Consider the following 17,923-nt stretch of genomic DNA (forward strand, 5'->3'; position numbering starts at 1 on the left):
GAGCTGAACCACTCCTTCTTCGTTGGGGAGACCACCAAGACCAACGCTGGTATCCTCGGGATCGGTCTCTATTGCGTTGGCTCCTTTCTCCACTGCATCGAGGGAATTACCACCCGCAGAAAGAACCTTCCAGGCAGCTTCATTTGCCTTAAGTCCATGGGTGCCGCTTGAGAGAACGATGGGAAATTTGGCCTTGGGAAGAGAAATGGAACTTCCTCTTTTGAAAAGAGCACCTAAAAAGCTATAACCAATACCCAAGCTGGCAGAACCCTTTATGAATTCCCTTCTTGTAAAAAAAGCCATTGCTCCACCTCCATCTTTAAAAGCTCTCAGTGAAGTTATTAGCTTTCTAATTATAGCTTACTCTTTCTTATCCCTCAAGCAGGAAAAGAAAGAAGAATAATGTTAAAATAAGTTGTAATGGGCGAACTTTGGTATAAAGTTGAGGGAAAAGGGAACCCCATTTTTCTTATCCATGGGGGACCAGGGTTGGATCACAGCTATTTCTTACCGTATCTTTCCCCATTGGCCAAATGGTTCAGCTTGGTATATCTCGATCTTCCAGGTCAAGGACGTTCTCCTGAGCCAGCTTCACTTCGCGGTTATTCTATCAAGGAGGCAGCAAAAAGTGTAAAAGAGCTTGTGGAAAAATTAAGCTTTGACAAAGTCTCTTTGTTGGGACATTCTTACGGTGGTTTCGTAAGCTTGAGGTTTGCCTTTGATTATCCTGAGCTCTTAACAACACTGATCCTCGTCTCCACGGCGGGAAGCAATCGTTATCGGTACCGAACGATAGAGAGATTCTACCAAAAGGCACCAGACGAAATGCTTAGAGAGGCAGAGGCACTTAGCGAAATGGAGAGTTTTGGCGAAGAAGAACTCAAGAGATCGTTCCGCACTTTTCTCCCCTTTCTATTTCACCAACCTCCACCACCAAAGGAACTTGACGCTATGACCGAGAGAATCCGGTTCTCTCCTATTGCCAACCGCTTTTTCAACCTATTTGAGCTTCCTTCGTTCGATTTTGAGAAAGAACTCCCTCTTATAAATACTCCCACCCTGATAATCTCAGGAAAGCACGATAATAACATCCCCTTGGAGGAAGGGGAGCGTCTTTACCGGCTGATGCCCAACGCTAAGCTGGTTATATTTGAAAAAAGCGCTCACTTTCCCTTTATCGAGGAAAATGAGCGATTTCTTTCCGAAGTAAGAGGCTTCCTCAGTTCCTACTTTAAGGGATGTTGATCCTAACTTCCCCTGCGCTTTTTTCCCCGCTCTTTTCATCGATGAGCGATAGTCTCAGAAGGTAAGAACCCGAGGGCGCGGTGAAGGATAGCTCGAAGTAGATGGATTCATCTCCTTTCTTCAGGAGCTCCTCCCTGGTGAAGAACAAGGACTTGCTCTCCTCCTTTTTCAAGAAGGGACCCTTTTGAGAAAAAAGGGCACAGCGAACCCGCAAAAGTAGATGAAGCCTTTCCCCCTCTTGATAGTAGGTAAGAGAGCGGTAGTTTACTTCAATTATTACTTTAACATCACCACTTTCACCGATTTTTACTCGATAGTGGAAAGGAAAGGGAAGTTGGGAGAAACTACCAGTAATTTCTCTTTCTAAAAAGGGATAACTTAACCCATTAACTTTAATCTGTTTTTCCTTTAATTTGGTGATCATAGGGTGATACCACTTCGGGATAAGTTCTTCCCCCTTCCTTATGGTGTTGGCTGGACTTACCAACCCCGTCACCTCCGGAATGTTCCTCAATAGATAGTATCTCCCATTTCCTTTGATATCGGCGAAGATTAACGGGTTATAGAAAGGAGGGGGAAGACTTTGATAGTACCAGAAGATAACCGGACGCTTTATACCAGCTATCGCTTCTCTCTTCTCTTCCTCCGGAGGACCAAAAAGGATGTATATCTGTCCCCGGGCGGTCTCCCAACCTTTGAGCCCTCGCTCAATAAAGTGAAGGTTGGCATATTCCACCCTCTCCTCAAATTCCTTCTTGAACTCATTCTCCGATGTCTCTGGGTTCGGATCACGACGCTTCCAGAATATCTCGATAAACTTGCGCCTTTCCGCATCCGTTTTCAGCTTCTCAAACAACCTCTTCTCGGAGGAAAGAACGATCACCTCAACCGGTCCCTTTATCCAATTTCTTAAGGGCTCTTTCTCCTTTTGGAGGCAAAACCATTTTGGGGAGAGGAGAAGAAAAAAAAGAAATCAAGAAGAAAACCCCCCTCCTCATTGGTAGGCCTCCTCTTCAGGGGGGATATCTACGAACTGCTCCTTTACCCCTTTAGCACCTGTCCGTTTATCTTCGAGTTTAGCTGTAAGATAGTATCCACCAGGAGGAAGATATATAGTTATTCGTTCCTCATACTTCGATTTGCTTCTTTGCACCAATTCGTTCTTCATTAAAGAGAGCTCTACCTCTTTATCCTTTTTCTCTATCAATTTTCCTTTTTCTGTCCGTACCTCGAGCGTCAACTTCAATTTCGCCTTTAGCAGCCCCTTCTCCTGGTAATAAGTGAAATCGGTATAATTTATCCCTATTGTGACGAGGATCTCTTCTCCCCTTTTGTTTTTTCTCCCGGTTAGATGATAGCTTAGATCAAAAGGTATAGCAGAAACGGAAATCCCTTCTCGCTTTCCGGTGAGTTCTGAGTAGTCAATATCGCGTCGCACGATCAACTTTTCCCGAACATCTTCCATAGGTCTGAAGTATTCCACCGGGATTAGGTCTATCATAGACCGAGGGGTCTGACGGTAGAAGTAAAGATCGAAGATATCACGGGGAAAGGGGCGAAGTAGATAATACCTTCTGTTGTTGAAAATATCGGCGAAGACAAGCGCTTCGTCCCATCTTAAGTAAGAAGTTGGAGGATTATCGTAATACCAAAAGTAGGCAAGTCGAGGGACCCCAACAAGATTCTCTCGCCATTCACGAGAAGGAGGACCAAAAAGGATGTATATCTGTCCCCGGGCAGTCTCCCAACCTTTGAGCCCTCGCTCAATAAAGTGAAGATTGGCATACTCCACCCTCTCCTCAAATTCCTTCTTGAACTCATTCTCCGATGTCTCTGGGTTCGGATCACGACGCTTCCAGAATATCTCAATAAACTTGCGCCTTTCCGCATCCGTTTTCAGCCTTTTGAACAGTTTTTTCTCAGAGGAAAGGGCAATTATCCTTACCGGACCGTTGATCCAATCCTTCAGGGATTCCCGTGCCTTCCCCGGAGGAAGCCATCCTCCATAAAGAAAGAGGAAACCGATGAGGAATAACCAATATTTCGTTGATTTCATTCATAAGCTCCTCAATTAAAGAGCCAACTCATATAAGGAATGACTTCCAGTTTAACCGGGTTCACCAACCGGTAAATAGGGAAGATGTCCCCTGCCTTTGGGACCAACCGATATTTGAAATAGCGGATGAGCCCATAGCTCGATGCTGGTTCGAGGAGTATAGGTACCAGGTTTCCTGCCAACTGGGAGGTATAAACGACGAAGCTACCTTTCTTTACAACTATCTTGGAGCGTATTGGCTCTACTTCTATCTTCTTCGGAGGGTTGTAATCGAACCTCGCCGGGATTATCTCCTTCACCCGGTAGTACTCAACCTCTATCTCCTTGTCCTCCATCACCTGATTTACCCTCACCCCCAAGCGAAGGAGTGTGGCTACGATGTCGCTTCTATCAGCAGGAATTATATAGCCTAAAGGACGAACTACCGAGACTCGAGGGACAACCTTAGGTCTCCAGTTAGGCACCGTATAGGTTACTACCTTCATCTCTCCTCTCTTTAACGGGATAATTTCATCCCGGGTTATTTTCTCCCCCTTCTTCTTATCGGTTTTCATAAACCCGAGAAGGCCCGGCTCTGGGGGTACCAACCGCTTCAATACAAGTGGAGGAGCTTCCGGATCTGCTACATACTCCATCCTCAGATGGACGAGATCGCGAGGAGAAAATCTCTTTCCCTGCTCTATCAGCTTCCTCCGGCAGGAGGTGACCAATTTCTTTATCTCGGATTTATTTTCAGCTACGAACTTAAGAAGCGCCACCATCGCCTCGTATTGCCGCAAGGTCCTCTCCTTCAGGGTAGCCACCCTGTGGTCTGACGCCCCCTCAAGGATGAAGGAGAGGGTATTAAAGATGCCAAAGGAGTTTCTTCCATCGTTTATGTCGGTGGTGGAATAGCGAGTGATGATAACCGGTTTTTCTGGAGTCTTCATCAACCCGTAATTCGCACCAGAGGCAGCGTTTATTCCCAAGATCTGCCGTACAAGGTACTCATGGAAGGTGTATCCTTTCTTTTTGAGATATCCCTCTATATAGGGCAAAACCTTTCCTCGAGAGAAATCTTGCAACCTCTGATCTATATTGAGATTACTGACCACCCCTACATTCTCCTGGTAATAACTTGGTCCCATCTCGTGAACATCGAGGGTTACCTCAGGAAGCCAGCGAATGAAGACCCGATGTGCTGCCTCCACTTCAGGGCTCTCAAGCTTTATGTGATCCCGATTCATATCGAGGTTCTGCTCGTTCCTTCGGGTATCATTCTCGTTTCCATAGGGGTTCATCTGGGGAATGATAAGGACATTTACCTTGGAAAGGAGCGGTTTTAACTTGCCAAGGGTGAGCTCCCGAATGAGAAGAAGAGCTGCCTCCTTTCCCGATTGTTCGTTTCCATGCTGAGAACAGATGTAGAGAATAGTCGGCTTCTCCCTGTCCACTTCATTAGGTGAAGCTATCCCTTTCTCCGTTATTATGGCGAGGTAGATATTTCTCTTCTCGTTGTAATCGTTGGGATAATCGGTTTTAGCGATGGTCTTTACCACGAGATTAGGAGAAACGGAGGAAATGGTGCTCAAGAAACCGCTTATCTCAGGGTATTGAGTATAGCGGGTGTAATCACATTTTTCTCCTGGGGTTTTAATATCTTGTGCAGAAAGAAGGACCGAGATGCTGATAAGCAACAAACCAATTAATAAGGCTTTCTTTTTCATAGTTCTCCCCTTTCCCGTTCTAAATACCACTCCAAGGTAGCCTCGTCATAGATTAGGGTAAACTCCCTCCCCTCAGCGGAGACCCTGAAGATTCTCTTTGGGACCGCCCGAGGATGATGGGTTATCTCATATGCCCGAAAGATGATCATCTCTATCTCAAATCTGTGATTATTATAGAAGAATATTTGAGGGCGTTCCACCCCTTTTCCTCCGGAATAGGTGATTACCGTTATAGGCTCAAGTTCCCTCATCGACTATCTCCATAAACCGGATGGCGTCCTCGGCCATATTGGTGTTATTGAAGAGAACAAGAGTTTCCTTATACTGGCTCGAAATATCCAGAAGCTGAGAGAGTTCCTCGTCGGAATAACGATAACGGTATCCTCCTCTTCCATGGAGTCGGAAGTAGGCAATCTCTTGATCTTTGGGGAGAGAGGTAAACGGATCGGTAGCGTGAATGATCCCAAGCTCTCTACAAATTTTGGTTATCTCGGGAAGCTCCCATTTCCCTCGAGGCTCCCAGGCGATTAGATAATTTCTTTTCCCTATTTTCTTGAAGAATTGAAAAAGGTTCTCCTTATTCTCCTCGGAAGGGGTAAAGCTTGCCGGCGTCTGGAAGAGTACCAACCTTGCCTCAACTGCTTTGGCGATGGCATCGGTCTCCTCAAATGCCCGGAATAGTTCGGGGGTGTTCTTGAAGAAGCCGTAAGCCCCCCTCTTATCTGGAGGAATTGGCTTTCTAAGCCGACGGTAGGTAGGGGAACTGGGAAGGTGGGTGATCAGTTGCGATGCCTTGAGGGTGAAGACGAATGAGGCTGGTGCTTCCTTTCGCCATCTGAGCGCCGTCTCCAAACGAGGAAGCTGATAGAAGGTACTCTGAAGCTCGACGAGGGAAAATCTCTTGAAGTATTCCTCTTTCCTCATAGGGAAGCCGCAGCAACCGACGATGATGCTCATCGTTCTTTCTCCCTTTCTATAGCCTCTTCCAATAATCGGCGACACCGGGGGCAAAAATGGGCACTTTTTCTATCAGTATCGGCAAGGCTGTTTGAAAAATGCATTACGCAGTTAGGATCAGAACAATGGGGAAGGCCATAGGTGTGACCCAATTCATGGACCGCCTCCTTTAAAGCGCGCAGGAAGAATAGTTCAGGATCAGGAGGTAAGTGATAGAACTCCTGCCTCAGCCTGACAAGGGAGATCACTGCTACCTTCGCCTCCGGATCCGCTTCACCAAAAATGAAATTCAATCCCGGAACCCAAAGGTCGTGATTCACTATCCCAAGCACCCGAGAGGCATCCTTGGGAAATTTTCTCTTAAGCAATGAGAGGATGGCGGGAGAGTAATATTGTCTTCGAGTAGGTACATATGCGCCGGAAGGAAGGCCAATGACGGAACCGATAACAAAGGGTTGGTGAAACTCCTCTTCAAGATTAAGACGCAACTCCCGAACCAACTCCGGATCTACCCCATCACCGATGGGTATAAGATAGACTTTCTTTCCATCCGGATTTCGCCCCGGAAGTATCATATTGAACAACAAGAGAATAACAGATATGAACTTTAGCATCTCCTTACCTCAAAAGATGAATATTTCCTATATGAACCCGCTTAAGACCGGATGAGCAAGCAGCTTCATAACAGAGATAAGCCTCCCTTCGCGATGTAGTAGGGAGATCGTTCATCAGAAACTGAGGGTAAAAAGCGAGGAGCGAATAAGGTATATCTGGGTCGATATCCGCTATAAAACGAGCAATCGCCCCTACCTCATCCGGAGTTATATATCCAGGGATGAGGAGAGTGCTTGCTACAAGGAGCGGAGGTTTCCTTCTCTTCTCGGCAATCTTAGCAAGGAGGAGGAAGTTTTCCAAGGTTCTTTTATTCGACGCTCCAGTTAACGTCCGATGGAGCCTATCATCCAAAGCTTTTAGATCAAATTTAACGCAACCACCGGAGATAAGGGCTATTTCTCCTATCTCTTGGGCGAACCTCTTAGCCATACTACTGTTTGTCTCCCAACAAATGCGAAGGATCCTTCCCTTCGTCCGCGAAAGGGCAATCCTTGCCGCTTTTATGGAATGGGTTATCTGCGGGGTGGGATCCCCACCGAAATAGCAGACACAAGCGGTCTTATCGTCGACGAGATCGGCAAGTTCAGTGGCGCTTAAGGCCCTACCCCCCTTTCCTGCTTTAAAATGCCAATTCTGACAAAAGAGGCAATCAAAAGAACAGGCGAGATAAAAGACAGCCAAATTGAAAAAACCATACTCCGCACCGTCAGCATAAGAATAGTCGGATTCATTGTATCCCGAACCAGCGGGGCAAACAAAGGAGGCGACACAATTGGTAGGTAAAGGATCATAATAGTAGTCGAGCATCCCCATATCTTCACTGCCAGTAACGGGAACAATCCGCCCAGAAGCGTTTTCCCGCACTCCACAATATCCCCTTTTCCCCTCAGCTATTGAACAATCGTTCACACATATGCCACATTTAACCCCTTCTTTCGTCCTCGGAGGAGATGAGGGAAGGGAAAAGGGCTCCCGAGCCTTCTGATGAACCCCGTCAATATGGTAACGGAACCGGTCGTAATCCTCTTTGATGCAGGAAACACACAAAGAAAGGACCCTTGATACTCCTTCAACCTTTCCGCAACCGATACACTTGGTTGTGTCACTTTCAGGATTTGAAGGGACCATTTACTCCCCCGATAATCGGTATCGGGGCTCCGCAAACGGCACACTTCCCCTCTGAAATGGAATGGGAAATCAGCCTATGTCCCCGCCTGGTTATCACCTGGGAGCCGCATTTAGGACAATAGGTGTTTTCCAAAGGGTGATTAGGCACATTGCCGATATAGATATAGGAAAGCCCCACCTTCTTCCCAATGTTATGGAACCGCTCGAGGGTAGAAACAGGGGTTTCCGGGAGGTGCTCGAGTTTGTAGTGAGGAATGAAACGGGTAATATGCCATGGGGTGTCTTTACCTAAACTCTTTACGATCCACTCGGCAATGCCCTCTGCCTCCCTATCGTTATCGTTTAAGGTGGGGATTACATTGGTTACCACCTCGATATGCATCCCCCATTTCTTTTTTGCCCTGATTACCGTGCGCAACACAGGAAAGAAATTGGGTACATTGGCGATCTTCTGATAGAATTCGTTGGAGAAGCCTTTTATATCCACCCTGAAGGCGTCAATATAAGGACCGATCAAATCAAGCGCCTCAACGGTTAGGTAACCATTGGTCACTATGCTGGTATGGAGCCCCCTCTCTTTGGCTAACTTTGCAGTATCGAGAATGTATTCAAGCCAAATGGCCGGTTCATTATAGGTCCAACAGATGCCTTCACAGCCAGAGGATATCGCAAGCTCCACTGCCTTTTCCGGGGTGATATACTCCGTCTCCCGCGAGGACCTTCCGGGGGCGGTGTGGGCTATTTCCCAATTCTGGCAGTGAATACACCGAAAATTGCACCCTAAGGAACCGAAAGAAAGCGCTCGACTTCCAGGGTAGAAGTGATAAAGAGGTTTTATCTCCATAGGGGCAGGGAAGAAGGTAGAAACCTCTCCATAGATAAGGGAGTAAAGCTTTCCTCCTCTATTCTCCCTGGTAAGACAATATCCCCTTTCTCCCTCGGGGATGACGCACTGCCGTTCACAAACGAGACAGCGTACCCTCCCCTCCATCAGTTTTTGATAAAGAGTGGCTTCTTTGATCACTTCTTTTTCAACGGTTCTTTCACCTATAGCTTTAGATTTTTTCAGAACCCTTCCTCTTCTATCTCTCTCCTTTCCAACTTATTATATCACGCCAAGATAAATTCTAAGGAGGGAAATTTAGTTAACTCCGAAATAGAAATTGACACCGAGAACCTCAATTTAATAGAATATAAGCCTTTAGGTTTAATATCAAAGTATTATATTTCAGAGAAGGAGAGATCAAAGTGGCAAAAAGAAAGAGAAAACCCACCCTTCTTGAATCCCTTATTCCTCTGATTAGTATGGGCTTTTTTTTAGGAGTTGGTTATGGCGTTTACCACTTTAGAGCAGAGATACTTCTTATATGCGCTGCCATCGTCGCTGGAGTCATTGGCCAACGGTTGGGATATTCTTATAAGGAAATGGAGGAAGGAATTGTGGAAGCCTTAGCGAAGGCGATGCCAGCGATGCTTATTTTGATCTCGGTGGGAACCCTTATTGGAAGCTGGCTCGCCTCGGGAACAATCCCTTTGCTCATCTATTACGGGATGAAATTGATCTCTCCAAAGATGTATTTAGTAACCGCTTGTGTTATCTGCAGTTTGATATCCCTCTGTACCGGTACCTCATGGGGAACCGTGGGAACGGTGGGGGTTGCTTTAATCGGTATCGCTAAGGGGCTGGGGATCCCAGCCGGGCCAGCGGCTGGCGCTATCGTAGCTGGAGCCTATTTCGGCGATAAGATCTCCCCCTTCTCCGATACCACCAATCTTGCTCCTGCAGTAGCGAGGAGCAACCTGTTCGACCATATAAAGCATATGCTCTGGACTACTACTCCTGCCTGGGGATTGGGGTTAATAGTATACTATTTTGCCGGTAGAGGCTATGGAAGCAAAGAGATAACCTCTCCTCAGATGTCCATTATTCTGGAGACCATTAGAAAAAATTTTGATCTAAACCTGATCCTTTTACTTCCGGTAGCGATAATAATCTACTTTGCGATTACTAAGAAACCGACCATCCCCGGCATCCTTCTTTCCTCATTTACCGCTTCTTTGTTAGCCATTATCTATCAGAAAAAAAGTCTTACTGCAGTGGTAGAGGCGATGACCGTGGGTTATCACTCCCGGACCGGAGTTTCTGTGGTGGATGATCTGCTATCGAGAGGGGGACTTCAGAGTATGATGGGGGTCACCCTTATCGCCTTTTGTGCCTTCTCCTTTGGGGGAATAATCCAGAAGACTGGGATGCTCGGGGTCATTTTGGAGCACCTTCTAAAGATAGCGAGCACGGTGGGAAGATTGGTCACTGCTACCGTATTTTCCTCAATCACCATCGCTATAATGACCGGAAGTTCCTACCTCTCGATCCTTATCCCAGGAGAGTTATTCGCCCCCGCTTATCGGGAGCGTAAGTTAGCTGCCAAGAACCTCTCTCGAATACTCGAGGATGCAGGGACGGTGGTGGTTCCTCTTATCCCCTGGAGTATGGCAGGGGTATTTATAGCGGGTACCTTAGGAGTTCCTACCTTGAAATATCTCCCCTGGGCAGTAATGTGCTATACTAGTTTTTTAGTAGCGATCTTCTTTGGTTATACGGGCATCACTATGTCGCCCAGGATTCGAGAAGATGAGACCATCCCTGGAAGCTAAGTGATTATTTGCTAAGTTCTTTTATTCTCTTCTCCGCATATGCTATTTGGAAGGGAGAGGCGGTGTGACCTTTCTTCACCTCTTCAAGAAACCGACGGTAGTAATAAATCGTCCTTTCTTTTTCCCCAAGTTGGTCGAGGGAAAGAGCTAAAAAATAGAGGGAGCCGATCTTTAGCTCAGCTCCATTAACATCAGGATGGAGACTATAATCAACCTTGGTGAGGGAGAGGAATTGAGTAATGGCTCTCCTATATTCTCCCAAATGGTAATAAGTAGCTCCAAGGTAATACCGGGAATAGAGGTCGTCCTCTCTTCTTCGAAGCACTTCTTTGAAAGAGTGGAGAGCATTTCTGTAATCCGAGAGCTGATAATAGACAAGTCCTAAATCGTAGTAAGCGTAGATATAATTGGGGTTTACGCTTATTGCCCTTTTGAAGCACTTTATTGCCTCCGCGTATTTTCCCTGCTGATAGAGATCCATCCCTTCAACCACCAATTTCTCCTCTTCCGGCTGAGTAAAGATAAAAACTTCACTTTCCGGAGGGGTAAACACCTCAGGATGCTTCCTTGTCGGGGGCAGATCGAAGTAATAACGGGGATTCTTAGCCACCATCCATTTAGGAATGTTTCCGGAGAATATCTCGGTTACATAGATGACAAATCTTCCCCTTTTGGCTATTCCTATCCCTATTCGGCTGAATTTTGGGTTCAGGATATTCCTTCGGTGGCCCAAACTCTCCATAAATAATCGGTGTATCTCCGGAATACTCCTTCCCGAGGCAACATTTTCTCCCAACGGTTTAACCAAAGGGAAGGTGTATCCTACCCGTTTTTTGAGATCGTATCCGTAGACAGGAGAAATATGGCTTACCTTTTCGTATTTAGCCATCTCTTCGCTATGATGTTGAGCGATATTGGAAAGGATCGGGTCCAAAATAAGTGGAGGAATACCTCTTTTTATCCTTTCTTTATTGGTGAGATTAAGTAGAACCTCCCGAAGGGAGGAAGCAAACTGAAGAGGAAACAAAAGGAGGAGAAGGATTACCAGCCTCTCTTTTCTCATCTGTTTGATCTCCCCTTCAAAATTAGTGCAAAAAGTGAAAATATTCAATATCACAAAACTAAAATGGAATTATAATAATATGATCAAAGGTATCTTCAATGTTTCAGAAGATAACGAGAAGGGAATTCTTAAGGGGGTTAACCCTTATGGGGGCTAATTTCATTCTACCTACCTTAGGAAGAGAGGAGCCACCGAACCCTTATGTCCATGCCTTTTATTATCCTTGGTACGGGAACCCACTAATAGATGGATGTTGGTATCACTGGCAAGAAAGAGGTCATATCCCGCCGGCAGATATCGCAGCAAATTTCTACCCTCTTCTTGGTCCCTATAGTTCAGCCGACGCTTCGGTACTCGATCACCATATGGAATGGTTCAGGTACGCTCGGATCGGAACCTTGGTTGCCTCTTACTGGGGAAAGGGATCTATATCTGCCTCCCGTCTCCCATTGCTTATGGAAAAGGCGGCTTCCTATGGTCTTAAGGTAGCTTTTCTCTTCGAACCCTATGGGAGACGAAGGGAGCGTTTTGTCTCCGATGTAGCCTATCTTCTAACCACCTATCGGGATCATCCTGCCCTTTTCAGGGATAATAGAGGAAAGCCTTATATCTACATATTTGCGCCCGTGGTCCCGGAGTGGGATATAGCTTATATGAGCCTTAGCGATTGGCATAAAGCCCTTGCTGAGCTTAGGTCAAACGAAACAACCAATGCTTCGTTTATAGGGGGAGCTCTCGATCCCAAGATAGTGGAGGAGATAGGGTTTGATGGGATGTTCACCTACGATCCAATTGACCGGTGGAATTTATCGGACCAGTGGGGTGATTGGAGTGAGGAGCTCCATCAGCGGGGATTGCTTTGGATTCCCAGTATTGCCCCGGGATTCAATAACAGTCGGGATGTAGAGTTGATCGGTGGCGAAGCGGTGGTAATAGAAAGGCGAGGAGGAGCACGTTATCTCTTGATGGGGGATAAGGCGATCGCTTCCTCCCCGGACCTTATCAGTATAACCTCATTCAACGAGTTCCATGAAGGAACCCAGATCGAACCGGTGATGACTTTCCTCGAGTATTCCACTTATGCAGATTATTTTCCCTATTCTCCTTTCTATTATCTTTATCTTACTCGGCTAATAGTGAGGAAGTGGGAGGAAGCTTCCCTCAAAATAGCCTCTTAACGAAAGGGGGTGATAGGGGAAAGACCGTTTTTAACTCTTGGTCTTTTATAATTTAGGCAAGGGAAATGGCTTGATAGCTCAGGGAGGAAAGGATATGAGAAGAAGATGGATAGGAGGATGGATCTTTCTTCTCCTTCTCGTTTTTTCCGCAAGTTCTTTTGCCTCGTCCCTTCAGCGTCCTTTTGCCAAGAGGATCGCCAATTACCAAATGAATGTTCGTCTCGATGTAGAGAAGAAGATAGTCTCCGGAACCGAGGTTCTTACTTGGCTCAACACCTCTAAGCAAAACATAGGGGAACTTCGTTTCCACCTCTATATGAACGCCTTTAAAAACACCGAGTCGACCTTTATTCGGGAAGGATTGCGGGATGTAAGGCGGGGAAGAGCGTGGAGACGGGCTCTCGGGAAAAAGGAGTATTGGGGTTATATTGATGTAAAAAAGATCGCGCTCGTAGATGAAACGGGAAAGGAAATTGCTGACCTCACCAAAACGATGGCCTACATTCAACCTGATGATGGAAACCCCTACGATCAAACGGTAATGAAGGTCATCCTACCCAAACCAATAGCTCCGGGGAAGAAGGTAAAACTTAAAATAGACTTTGTCACTAAGCTTCCGCGTTGTTTTTCAAGAACAGGGTGGGTCCGCGATTTCTTCTATGTCGCCCAGTGGTTCCCCAAAATAGGGGTTTTTTATGAGGGGAAGTGGAACTGCCATCAATTCCACGCAAACTCGGAGTTCTTCGCCGATTTCGGTATCTATGATGTGAGATTGACCGTACCTAAAGGGTACATTGTGGGGGCAGGAGGTAGGCTTATAGACAAAAAGGAAAACCCCGACGGAACGATAACCTACCATTTCTATGAAGAGGACATCCACGATTTCGCTTGGACTGCAGGGAAGCATTACCTCGTTTATCACGATCAGTTTGTCTACCCTTCAGGACATAAGGTAAATCTCACCCTCCTCATCCAGAAGGAACACAAATCTCAAAAAGATCGTTATCTTAAGGCATTCAAAGCAGCGCTCAAATGCTATGGTACCTGGTTTGGGGAATACCCCTACGATCACTTTACCTTGGTCGACCCCGCTTATGGTAGTGGTGCTGGCGGGATGGAGTATCCTACCATCTTTACTGGGGGAACGAGTCTCTTTCCCGCCAAGGGTTCTCTTTCTCCCGAAGGGGTGACGATCCACGAGGCGGGACACAACTGGTGGTATGGGATGGTGGCGAACAATGAGTTTGAGGATGCCTGGCTCGATGAGGGGTTCAATTCCTATTCCGACGAACGGACCGCTGACGCCGCCTATCCTCCTGGTAAACTCTATCGAAGGTATTTTGGGTTTCCTTATGTATTTAATGAAGTCGAGATAAAGCGGATCGATCGCCAACTTGCCCGCTATCGCACAGGGGCTAAATACGACATCCTCTCGCGCTTCGCTTGGGAATATATGAACGGCTCAAGCTACGGTATAAACGCCTATTCGAAAGCGGCATTGATGCTCTGGACCCTGAGGGGGCTCCTTGGTCCTGAGCTTGAAGGGAAGGTTATGAAGACCTACTTCGAGCGCGCACGATTCACCCATCCAAGGCCCAAGGATTACTTCAAGGTGGTGAACGATGTTACTGGTGAGGACTGGAGTTGGTTCTTTAATCAGTTGGTCTATGGTTCTGAGATAGTAGATTACTCAGTGGCAAGCATCTCCTCCTATCCTACTGGGAGAAAGGTGGGTTGGTTCGACGAACAGGGGAAAAGGGTTTTCTACGCCGGGCAGAAAAAGCAAAAGGGGAAAAGGATATACCGCTCCACGGTCCTTGTTCGAAGGATAGGTGAAGTGAGGTTACCGGTAGAAATACTGATCGTGTTCGAGAATGGAGAGAAGGTTAAAAAAGTTTGGGATTGGAAGAATCAATACCGCTGGGTGAAGTTTACCTTTGATAAACCGGTAAGGGTGAAGTATGCGGTGGTTGATCCTGAGGGGAAATTAGCCCTTGATATCGATTACATCAACAACTCCCTAACCAGAGAGGAAAAGAAACTTCCCGCTTTCAAATGGGCTTACCGCTGGATGATATGGTTCTCTCACTTTCTGGAAACGATAAGCTTCTTTAGCTGAGAAAGGAGAAAAAAATGGGGGTAATTGCTTCCTTTAAAAAAGGATTTGCGAGGACCCATCGGGCAAAAGGGATGGTTTTCTTCCTCTTCATCGTGAACATTGTCATCTCACTCCTGCTTTCCGTCCCGATGTACGATTCATTGAAGGGCTCATTTGGCAAGAGGCTCATTGCCGATAGGATGCTCAAAGGATTTGACTATACCTGGTTTCTCCAATTCTCTCAGAATGCCAAAGGTTTAGCTGCTTCGTTTAAGCCAGAGGTAATAAATGCCGGCGCTTTTCTCGAAAACATCTCCGCTTTAGTAAGAGCAGGGTTCTTGAAAGAAGAGGCGATCGTGTTTACGATCGGCATCTTCTATCTCTTGCTCTCGATATTCTTCGCTGGCGGGATACTAAATATCCTCTCATCAACCGAGGGGAAATTCTCTCTCTCCAACTTCTTTGCTGGCTGTGGTGGTTATTTCCTTCGCTTTCTCAGGTTGTTTTTCCTCTCTCTCATATTCTTCGTTCCTGTCTACCTTCTCTCCTTCTACTTGAGTAGTTTGGTTTATACGAAATATGCCGATTATGGCGCTGAAATGCCGGTATTCATCTTCAGAACTATCATCACCGCTCTCACCTTTTTCCTGCTCTTCCTCGTCGATATGATATTCGATTATGCCAAGATAAGGACGGTGGCAGAAGGATCGAGATCGATGTTCGTCGAGACCTTCCGTTCCATAGGTTTTGTATTTAAGAACTTCGGCAAAACCCTTGGCTTGTATTATCTACTCGGCGTGGTATCAGTTGCGATTATGGCGATTTACGGCTTTCTGACCGGTTGTTTCCATCAGACAAGCCTCAGCTCGATCATCCTCGGATTGGTCCTCGGCCTCCTCTTCATCCTCGGTATGATCTGGATGAAAGTAAACTTCTATTCGGCACAGCTCTCTTTCTACGAAGGGAGGCGGTGATATATCAAGCCCCCTCCAGAACCTCTGGAGGGGGCTTATTTTTGTACTTAGATGCCGGAGGCTCTTAAAGCTCCTTGAAAAATATCCTGACAACAAAAATTGTCCCCCTCAGCTGAGGGGGACACACATCCAAAAACTTTTCTTCTACCTTCTACTTTCGGTTATTCTTTCTCTTTTTTCTCCTTTTTTTCTTTTTTCTTCTCCCGTGGTGGAGCGGTCCACTTTATCCCCCGGATGTACTTCTGCATCCAGGCAATCTCTTCAACCATAAGAATGCGCCGGTGATGTGGTTCCCTTATCCCATGGGGCTCCCGCGGGAAGCGGATGAAGCGGACAGGAACGCCGAGCTCCCGTAGAGCATTATGGTAGTTCATCGACTGCTGAATGGTATCGGTGATATCACGCTCTCCGTGAAAGATGATAGAGGGGGTCTTTACATTTTTGATATAGGTGTAGGAGGAGTGTTTCAGATAGCCATCGGGGTTATCCCAAGGGGTGCCGCCTATATACCACAGTTTCACATCGTAGTTGAAGCCCTGTCCATACTCCGAGCGCCAATCGCAGACCATCGCCCCGAGGGAGGCTGCTTTGAACCTATTGGTCTTCGTTATCGTCCACCCAGAGAGGATACCGCCATAGCTCCAGCCTCGGATACCGAGTTTGTCCGGGTTAGCAATCCCTTTCTTGATCACATAATCCACCCCGGTCATCAGATCCCAATAATCGCCGCCACCGATATCGTGCATATTCCCCCGGAGGAACTTATCGGTATAGCCACTGCTCCCTCTCACATTGGGACAGAGCATTGCGTACCCTAAACCGGTATAAACCTGGTATTCTCCGTTAAACCTATTAGTGAATACCCCTGCAGGACCACCGTGAACATTGAGGATAAGAGGAAGCTTTCCCTTCTTGCCAGCTGGGAGATAGAGCAAACCCTCGATCTTAAGCCCGTCCTTACTCTTCCAGTGAATGATCTTCATATCAGCTAAAGCGATCTCCTTCCTTATCCAAGGATTGGCATCGGTGATCCTAATCGGCTTAGCACTGGGGAGATCTGCAATCCATATGTCAGGCGGGGTCTTGTAATCAGAATAGGTATAAGCGAACCTCTTTCCGTCAGGCGTCATCGAGGCGATACGAGCAACGCCGGTGAAATTAGTGAGCTTCCTTATCCTCCCCGAAGCAACATCAAGCTCATAGAGATTGCTCGCAGTGCGCTGAAGTCCATTGAAGAAGACTTTGGAGCCATCAGGACTAAACCGATACCAAGAAATATTTCCCTCAAATCTTCCAGAGAGCATACGGTATTTTCCGGTATTGATGTTGAAGAGCCAGATCTTATCGTTGGCAAGTTTCCAGGTCTTGTCGTCAGGCGCGAGATAGGCGATGTGCTCTCCGTCCGGCGAGAAAGAAACACCCATCTCCGGGGCTTGGTTATGGGTGAGCTGGGTTATCTTGCCTCCTTTTATATCTACTATACATATCTCCGCTCGGTACATCTCGTTTCGATGGTTCTCGAGCCGTCTTACGAAGACTATCTTGTCGCCCTTAGGAGAAACATCAAACCCCTGAACCCGCATTTTCTCCTTGGTAATCGGTTTTATCTCTTTGGTCTTGACATCCACTACCCACAGGTTGGACCAACTGCCTCGATACTGTCCATTGGGTCCTTCGTCGACATAGATGACATCATCTCCCTGCTTCATCTTCTTCTCCACCTCGGGGTCGACCGGATCAGGAGAGAGGAACACTATCTTCTTGCCATCCTTGGTCCATTTGAAGGAGATAATACTTGCTTTATGCTTGGTCAGCTGGAACGCCTCACCACCGGTTGTCCTAATGAGCCATATCTGGCTATATTTCTTCTTGTCCTTGCCTCGGCGGAGGAAAGCGATATACTTCCCATCCGGTGACCATTGGGGTGATCTATCCCCTTCTTCTGCAGTGTACTGGAACGCCTCACCACCAGTTGCCGGGATCATAAAGAGTTTTGAGACCCACTTATTCTTTTCCCAGTTAAGGGTGGTTTTAGTGAAAAGGATCCATTTCCCATCAGGAGAGAGCTGAGGGTTTCCTACCCGAACCATATTGAGAACATCGTCCACCGTCATTGCCCTCTTCTTCCCCTCTTGGGCAAAAAGAAGGGAGGAAAGGGCTAAGAAGAAAAGTATAAGGAGAACACCCTTTCTCCTTCGCATAACACACCTCCTTTAGAAACCTTACTGAGATGATTCTAAAGGGGAAA

At 46.7% G+C, this 17,923-nt stretch carries 16 protein-coding genes; 5 read left to right on the forward strand and 11 right to left on the reverse strand.

What is annotated here, in order from left to right; genetic code table 11:
* Window positions 1-303, reverse strand: a 303-nt coding sequence (locus tag J7L64_00005) for an isoaspartyl peptidase/L-asparaginase (GenBank protein MCD6450740.1), incomplete at its 3' end; no start/stop codon positions are given.
* 186 nt (window positions 304-489) lie between these two features.
* Between J7L64_00005 and J7L64_00010 the strand changes: the two genes are divergently transcribed.
* Entirely contained in the window at window positions 490-1,245 is a 756-nt protein-coding gene (locus J7L64_00010) for an alpha/beta hydrolase (protein MCD6450741.1), read from the forward strand.
* Here the strand turns inward: J7L64_00010 and J7L64_00015 are convergent.
* The 8 genes from J7L64_00015 to amrS all read right to left on the reverse strand — a co-directional run bounded on the left by J7L64_00015 (window position 1,232) and on the right by amrS (window position 8,728).
* Window positions 1,232-2,128, reverse strand: coding sequence for a GWxTD domain-containing protein (locus J7L64_00015; GenBank protein ID MCD6450742.1), 897 nt, complete (start codon window positions 2,126-2,128; stop codon window positions 1,232-1,234). The genes J7L64_00010 and J7L64_00015 overlap by 14 nt on opposite strands.
* A 111-nt stretch (window positions 2,129-2,239) precedes the next feature.
* A complete protein-coding gene (locus tag J7L64_00020; protein ID MCD6450743.1) occupies window positions 2,240-3,301 on the reverse strand; it encodes a GWxTD domain-containing protein in 1,062 nt (353 codons plus the stop codon).
* A gap of 11 nt (window positions 3,302-3,312) precedes the next feature.
* Window positions 3,313-5,007, reverse strand: a complete 1,695-nt coding sequence (locus J7L64_00025) for a DUF2817 domain-containing protein (protein ID MCD6450744.1) — start codon at window positions 5,005-5,007, stop codon at window positions 3,313-3,315.
* Window positions 5,004-5,258 carry a hypothetical protein gene (locus J7L64_00030; protein MCD6450745.1) on the reverse strand — a complete coding sequence of 85 codons (255 nt, stop codon included), beginning with the start codon at window positions 5,256-5,258 and terminating at the stop codon, window positions 5,004-5,006. The genes J7L64_00025 and J7L64_00030 overlap by 4 nt, the downstream gene beginning before the upstream one ends.
* Window positions 5,245-5,964, reverse strand: coding sequence for a DUF72 domain-containing protein (locus J7L64_00035; protein MCD6450746.1), 720 nt, complete (start codon window positions 5,962-5,964; stop codon window positions 5,245-5,247). The genes J7L64_00030 and J7L64_00035 overlap by 14 nt, the downstream gene beginning before the upstream one ends.
* The gene (locus J7L64_00040) at window positions 5,961-6,539 is read right to left on the reverse strand and encodes an archaemetzincin family Zn-dependent metalloprotease (protein MCD6450747.1); all 579 of its coding nucleotides are present in this window, start codon (window positions 6,537-6,539) and stop codon (window positions 5,961-5,963) included. Before J7L64_00040 ends, J7L64_00035 begins: the two co-directional genes overlap by 4 nt.
* A gap of 43 nt (window positions 6,540-6,582) precedes the next feature.
* Complete coding sequence (locus tag J7L64_00045; protein ID MCD6450748.1) at window positions 6,583-7,707, reverse strand: radical SAM protein; 1,125 nt, start codon at window positions 7,705-7,707, stop codon at window positions 6,583-6,585.
* Window positions 7,688-8,728, reverse strand: a complete 1,041-nt coding sequence (amrS, locus tag J7L64_00050) for an AmmeMemoRadiSam system radical SAM enzyme (GenBank protein MCD6450749.1) — start codon at window positions 8,726-8,728, stop codon at window positions 7,688-7,690. The genes J7L64_00045 and amrS overlap by 20 nt, the downstream gene beginning before the upstream one ends.
* 284 nt (window positions 8,729-9,012) lie before the next feature.
* Here amrS and nhaC point away from each other — a divergent pair, with 284 nt between their 5' ends.
* Complete coding sequence (gene nhaC, locus J7L64_00055; GenBank protein MCD6450750.1) at window positions 9,013-10,362, forward strand: Na+/H+ antiporter NhaC; 1,350 nt, start codon at window positions 9,013-9,015, stop codon at window positions 10,360-10,362.
* Window positions 10,363-10,366: 4 nt separating this feature from the next.
* Here the strand turns inward: nhaC and J7L64_00060 are convergent, their stop codons facing one another.
* Window positions 10,367-11,425 (reverse strand): tetratricopeptide repeat protein, encoded by a 1,059-nt coding sequence (locus J7L64_00060; GenBank protein MCD6450751.1) that lies wholly within the window; start codon window positions 11,423-11,425, stop codon window positions 10,367-10,369.
* 98 nt (window positions 11,426-11,523) lie between these two features.
* On the opposite strand from J7L64_00060, the gene J7L64_00065 reads away from it, so the two are divergent.
* The 3 genes from J7L64_00065 (at window position 11,524) to J7L64_00075 (ending at window position 15,675) form a co-directional block, all read left to right on the forward strand.
* Complete coding sequence (locus tag J7L64_00065) at window positions 11,524-12,603, forward strand: hypothetical protein (protein ID MCD6450752.1); 1,080 nt, start codon at window positions 11,524-11,526, stop codon at window positions 12,601-12,603.
* A 94-nt stretch (window positions 12,604-12,697) separates the two neighbouring features.
* On the forward strand, window positions 12,698-14,722 hold the full coding sequence (locus tag J7L64_00070; protein MCD6450753.1) for a M1 family metallopeptidase: 2,025 nt from the start codon (window positions 12,698-12,700) through the stop codon (window positions 14,720-14,722).
* Window positions 14,723-14,736: 14 nt separating this feature from the next.
* Complete coding sequence (locus J7L64_00075) at window positions 14,737-15,675, forward strand: hypothetical protein (protein ID MCD6450754.1); 939 nt, start codon at window positions 14,737-14,739, stop codon at window positions 15,673-15,675.
* A 161-nt stretch (window positions 15,676-15,836) separates the two neighbouring features.
* Here J7L64_00075 and J7L64_00080 read toward each other — a convergent pair whose 3' ends face one another.
* Window positions 15,837-17,876 (reverse strand): S9 family peptidase, encoded by a 2,040-nt coding sequence (locus tag J7L64_00080; protein ID MCD6450755.1) that lies wholly within the window; start codon window positions 17,874-17,876, stop codon window positions 15,837-15,839.
* Between the last annotated feature and the right edge of the window lie 47 nt (window positions 17,877-17,923).

The sequence above is a fragment of the Acidobacteriota bacterium genome (genome assembly GCA_021161905.1).
Classification (GTDB): domain Bacteria; phylum Acidobacteriota; class B3-B38; order Guanabaribacteriales; family JAGGZT01; genus JAGGZT01.

Bases quoted from the DNA above. Each gene is read 5' to 3' on its own strand.
- J7L64_00020 (MCD6450743.1), bottom strand. From the start codon at position 3,301: ATGAAATCAACGAAATATTGGTTATTCCTCATCGGTTTCCTCTTTCTT.
- J7L64_00025 (MCD6450744.1), bottom strand. From the start codon at position 5,007: ATGAAAAAGAAAGCCTTATTAATTGGTTTGTTGCTTATCAGCATCTCG.
- J7L64_00030 (MCD6450745.1), bottom strand. From the start codon at position 5,258: ATGAGGGAACTTGAGCCTATAACGGTAATCACCTATTCCGGAGGAAAA.
- J7L64_00035 (MCD6450746.1), bottom strand. From the start codon at position 5,964: ATGAGCATCATCGTCGGTTGCTGCGGCTTCCCTATGAGGAAAGAGGAA.
- J7L64_00040 (MCD6450747.1), bottom strand. From the start codon at position 6,539: ATGATACTTCCGGGGCGAAATCCGGATGGAAAGAAAGTCTATCTTATA.
- J7L64_00045 (MCD6450748.1), bottom strand. From the start codon at position 7,707: ATGGTCCCTTCAAATCCTGAAAGTGACACAACCAAGTGTATCGGTTGC.
- nhaC (MCD6450750.1), top strand. From the start codon at position 9,013: ATGGGCTTTTTTTTAGGAGTTGGTTATGGCGTTTACCACTTTAGAGCA.
- J7L64_00060 (MCD6450751.1), bottom strand. From the start codon at position 11,425: ATGAGAAAAGAGAGGCTGGTAATCCTTCTCCTCCTTTTGTTTCCTCTT.
- J7L64_00065 (MCD6450752.1), top strand. From the start codon at position 11,524: ATGTTTCAGAAGATAACGAGAAGGGAATTCTTAAGGGGGTTAACCCTT.
- J7L64_00070 (MCD6450753.1), top strand. From the start codon at position 12,698: ATGAGAAGAAGATGGATAGGAGGATGGATCTTTCTTCTCCTTCTCGTT.
- J7L64_00075 (MCD6450754.1), top strand. From the start codon at position 14,737: ATGGGGGTAATTGCTTCCTTTAAAAAAGGATTTGCGAGGACCCATCGG.
- J7L64_00080 (MCD6450755.1), bottom strand. From the start codon at position 17,876: ATGCGAAGGAGAAAGGGTGTTCTCCTTATACTTTTCTTCTTAGCCCTT.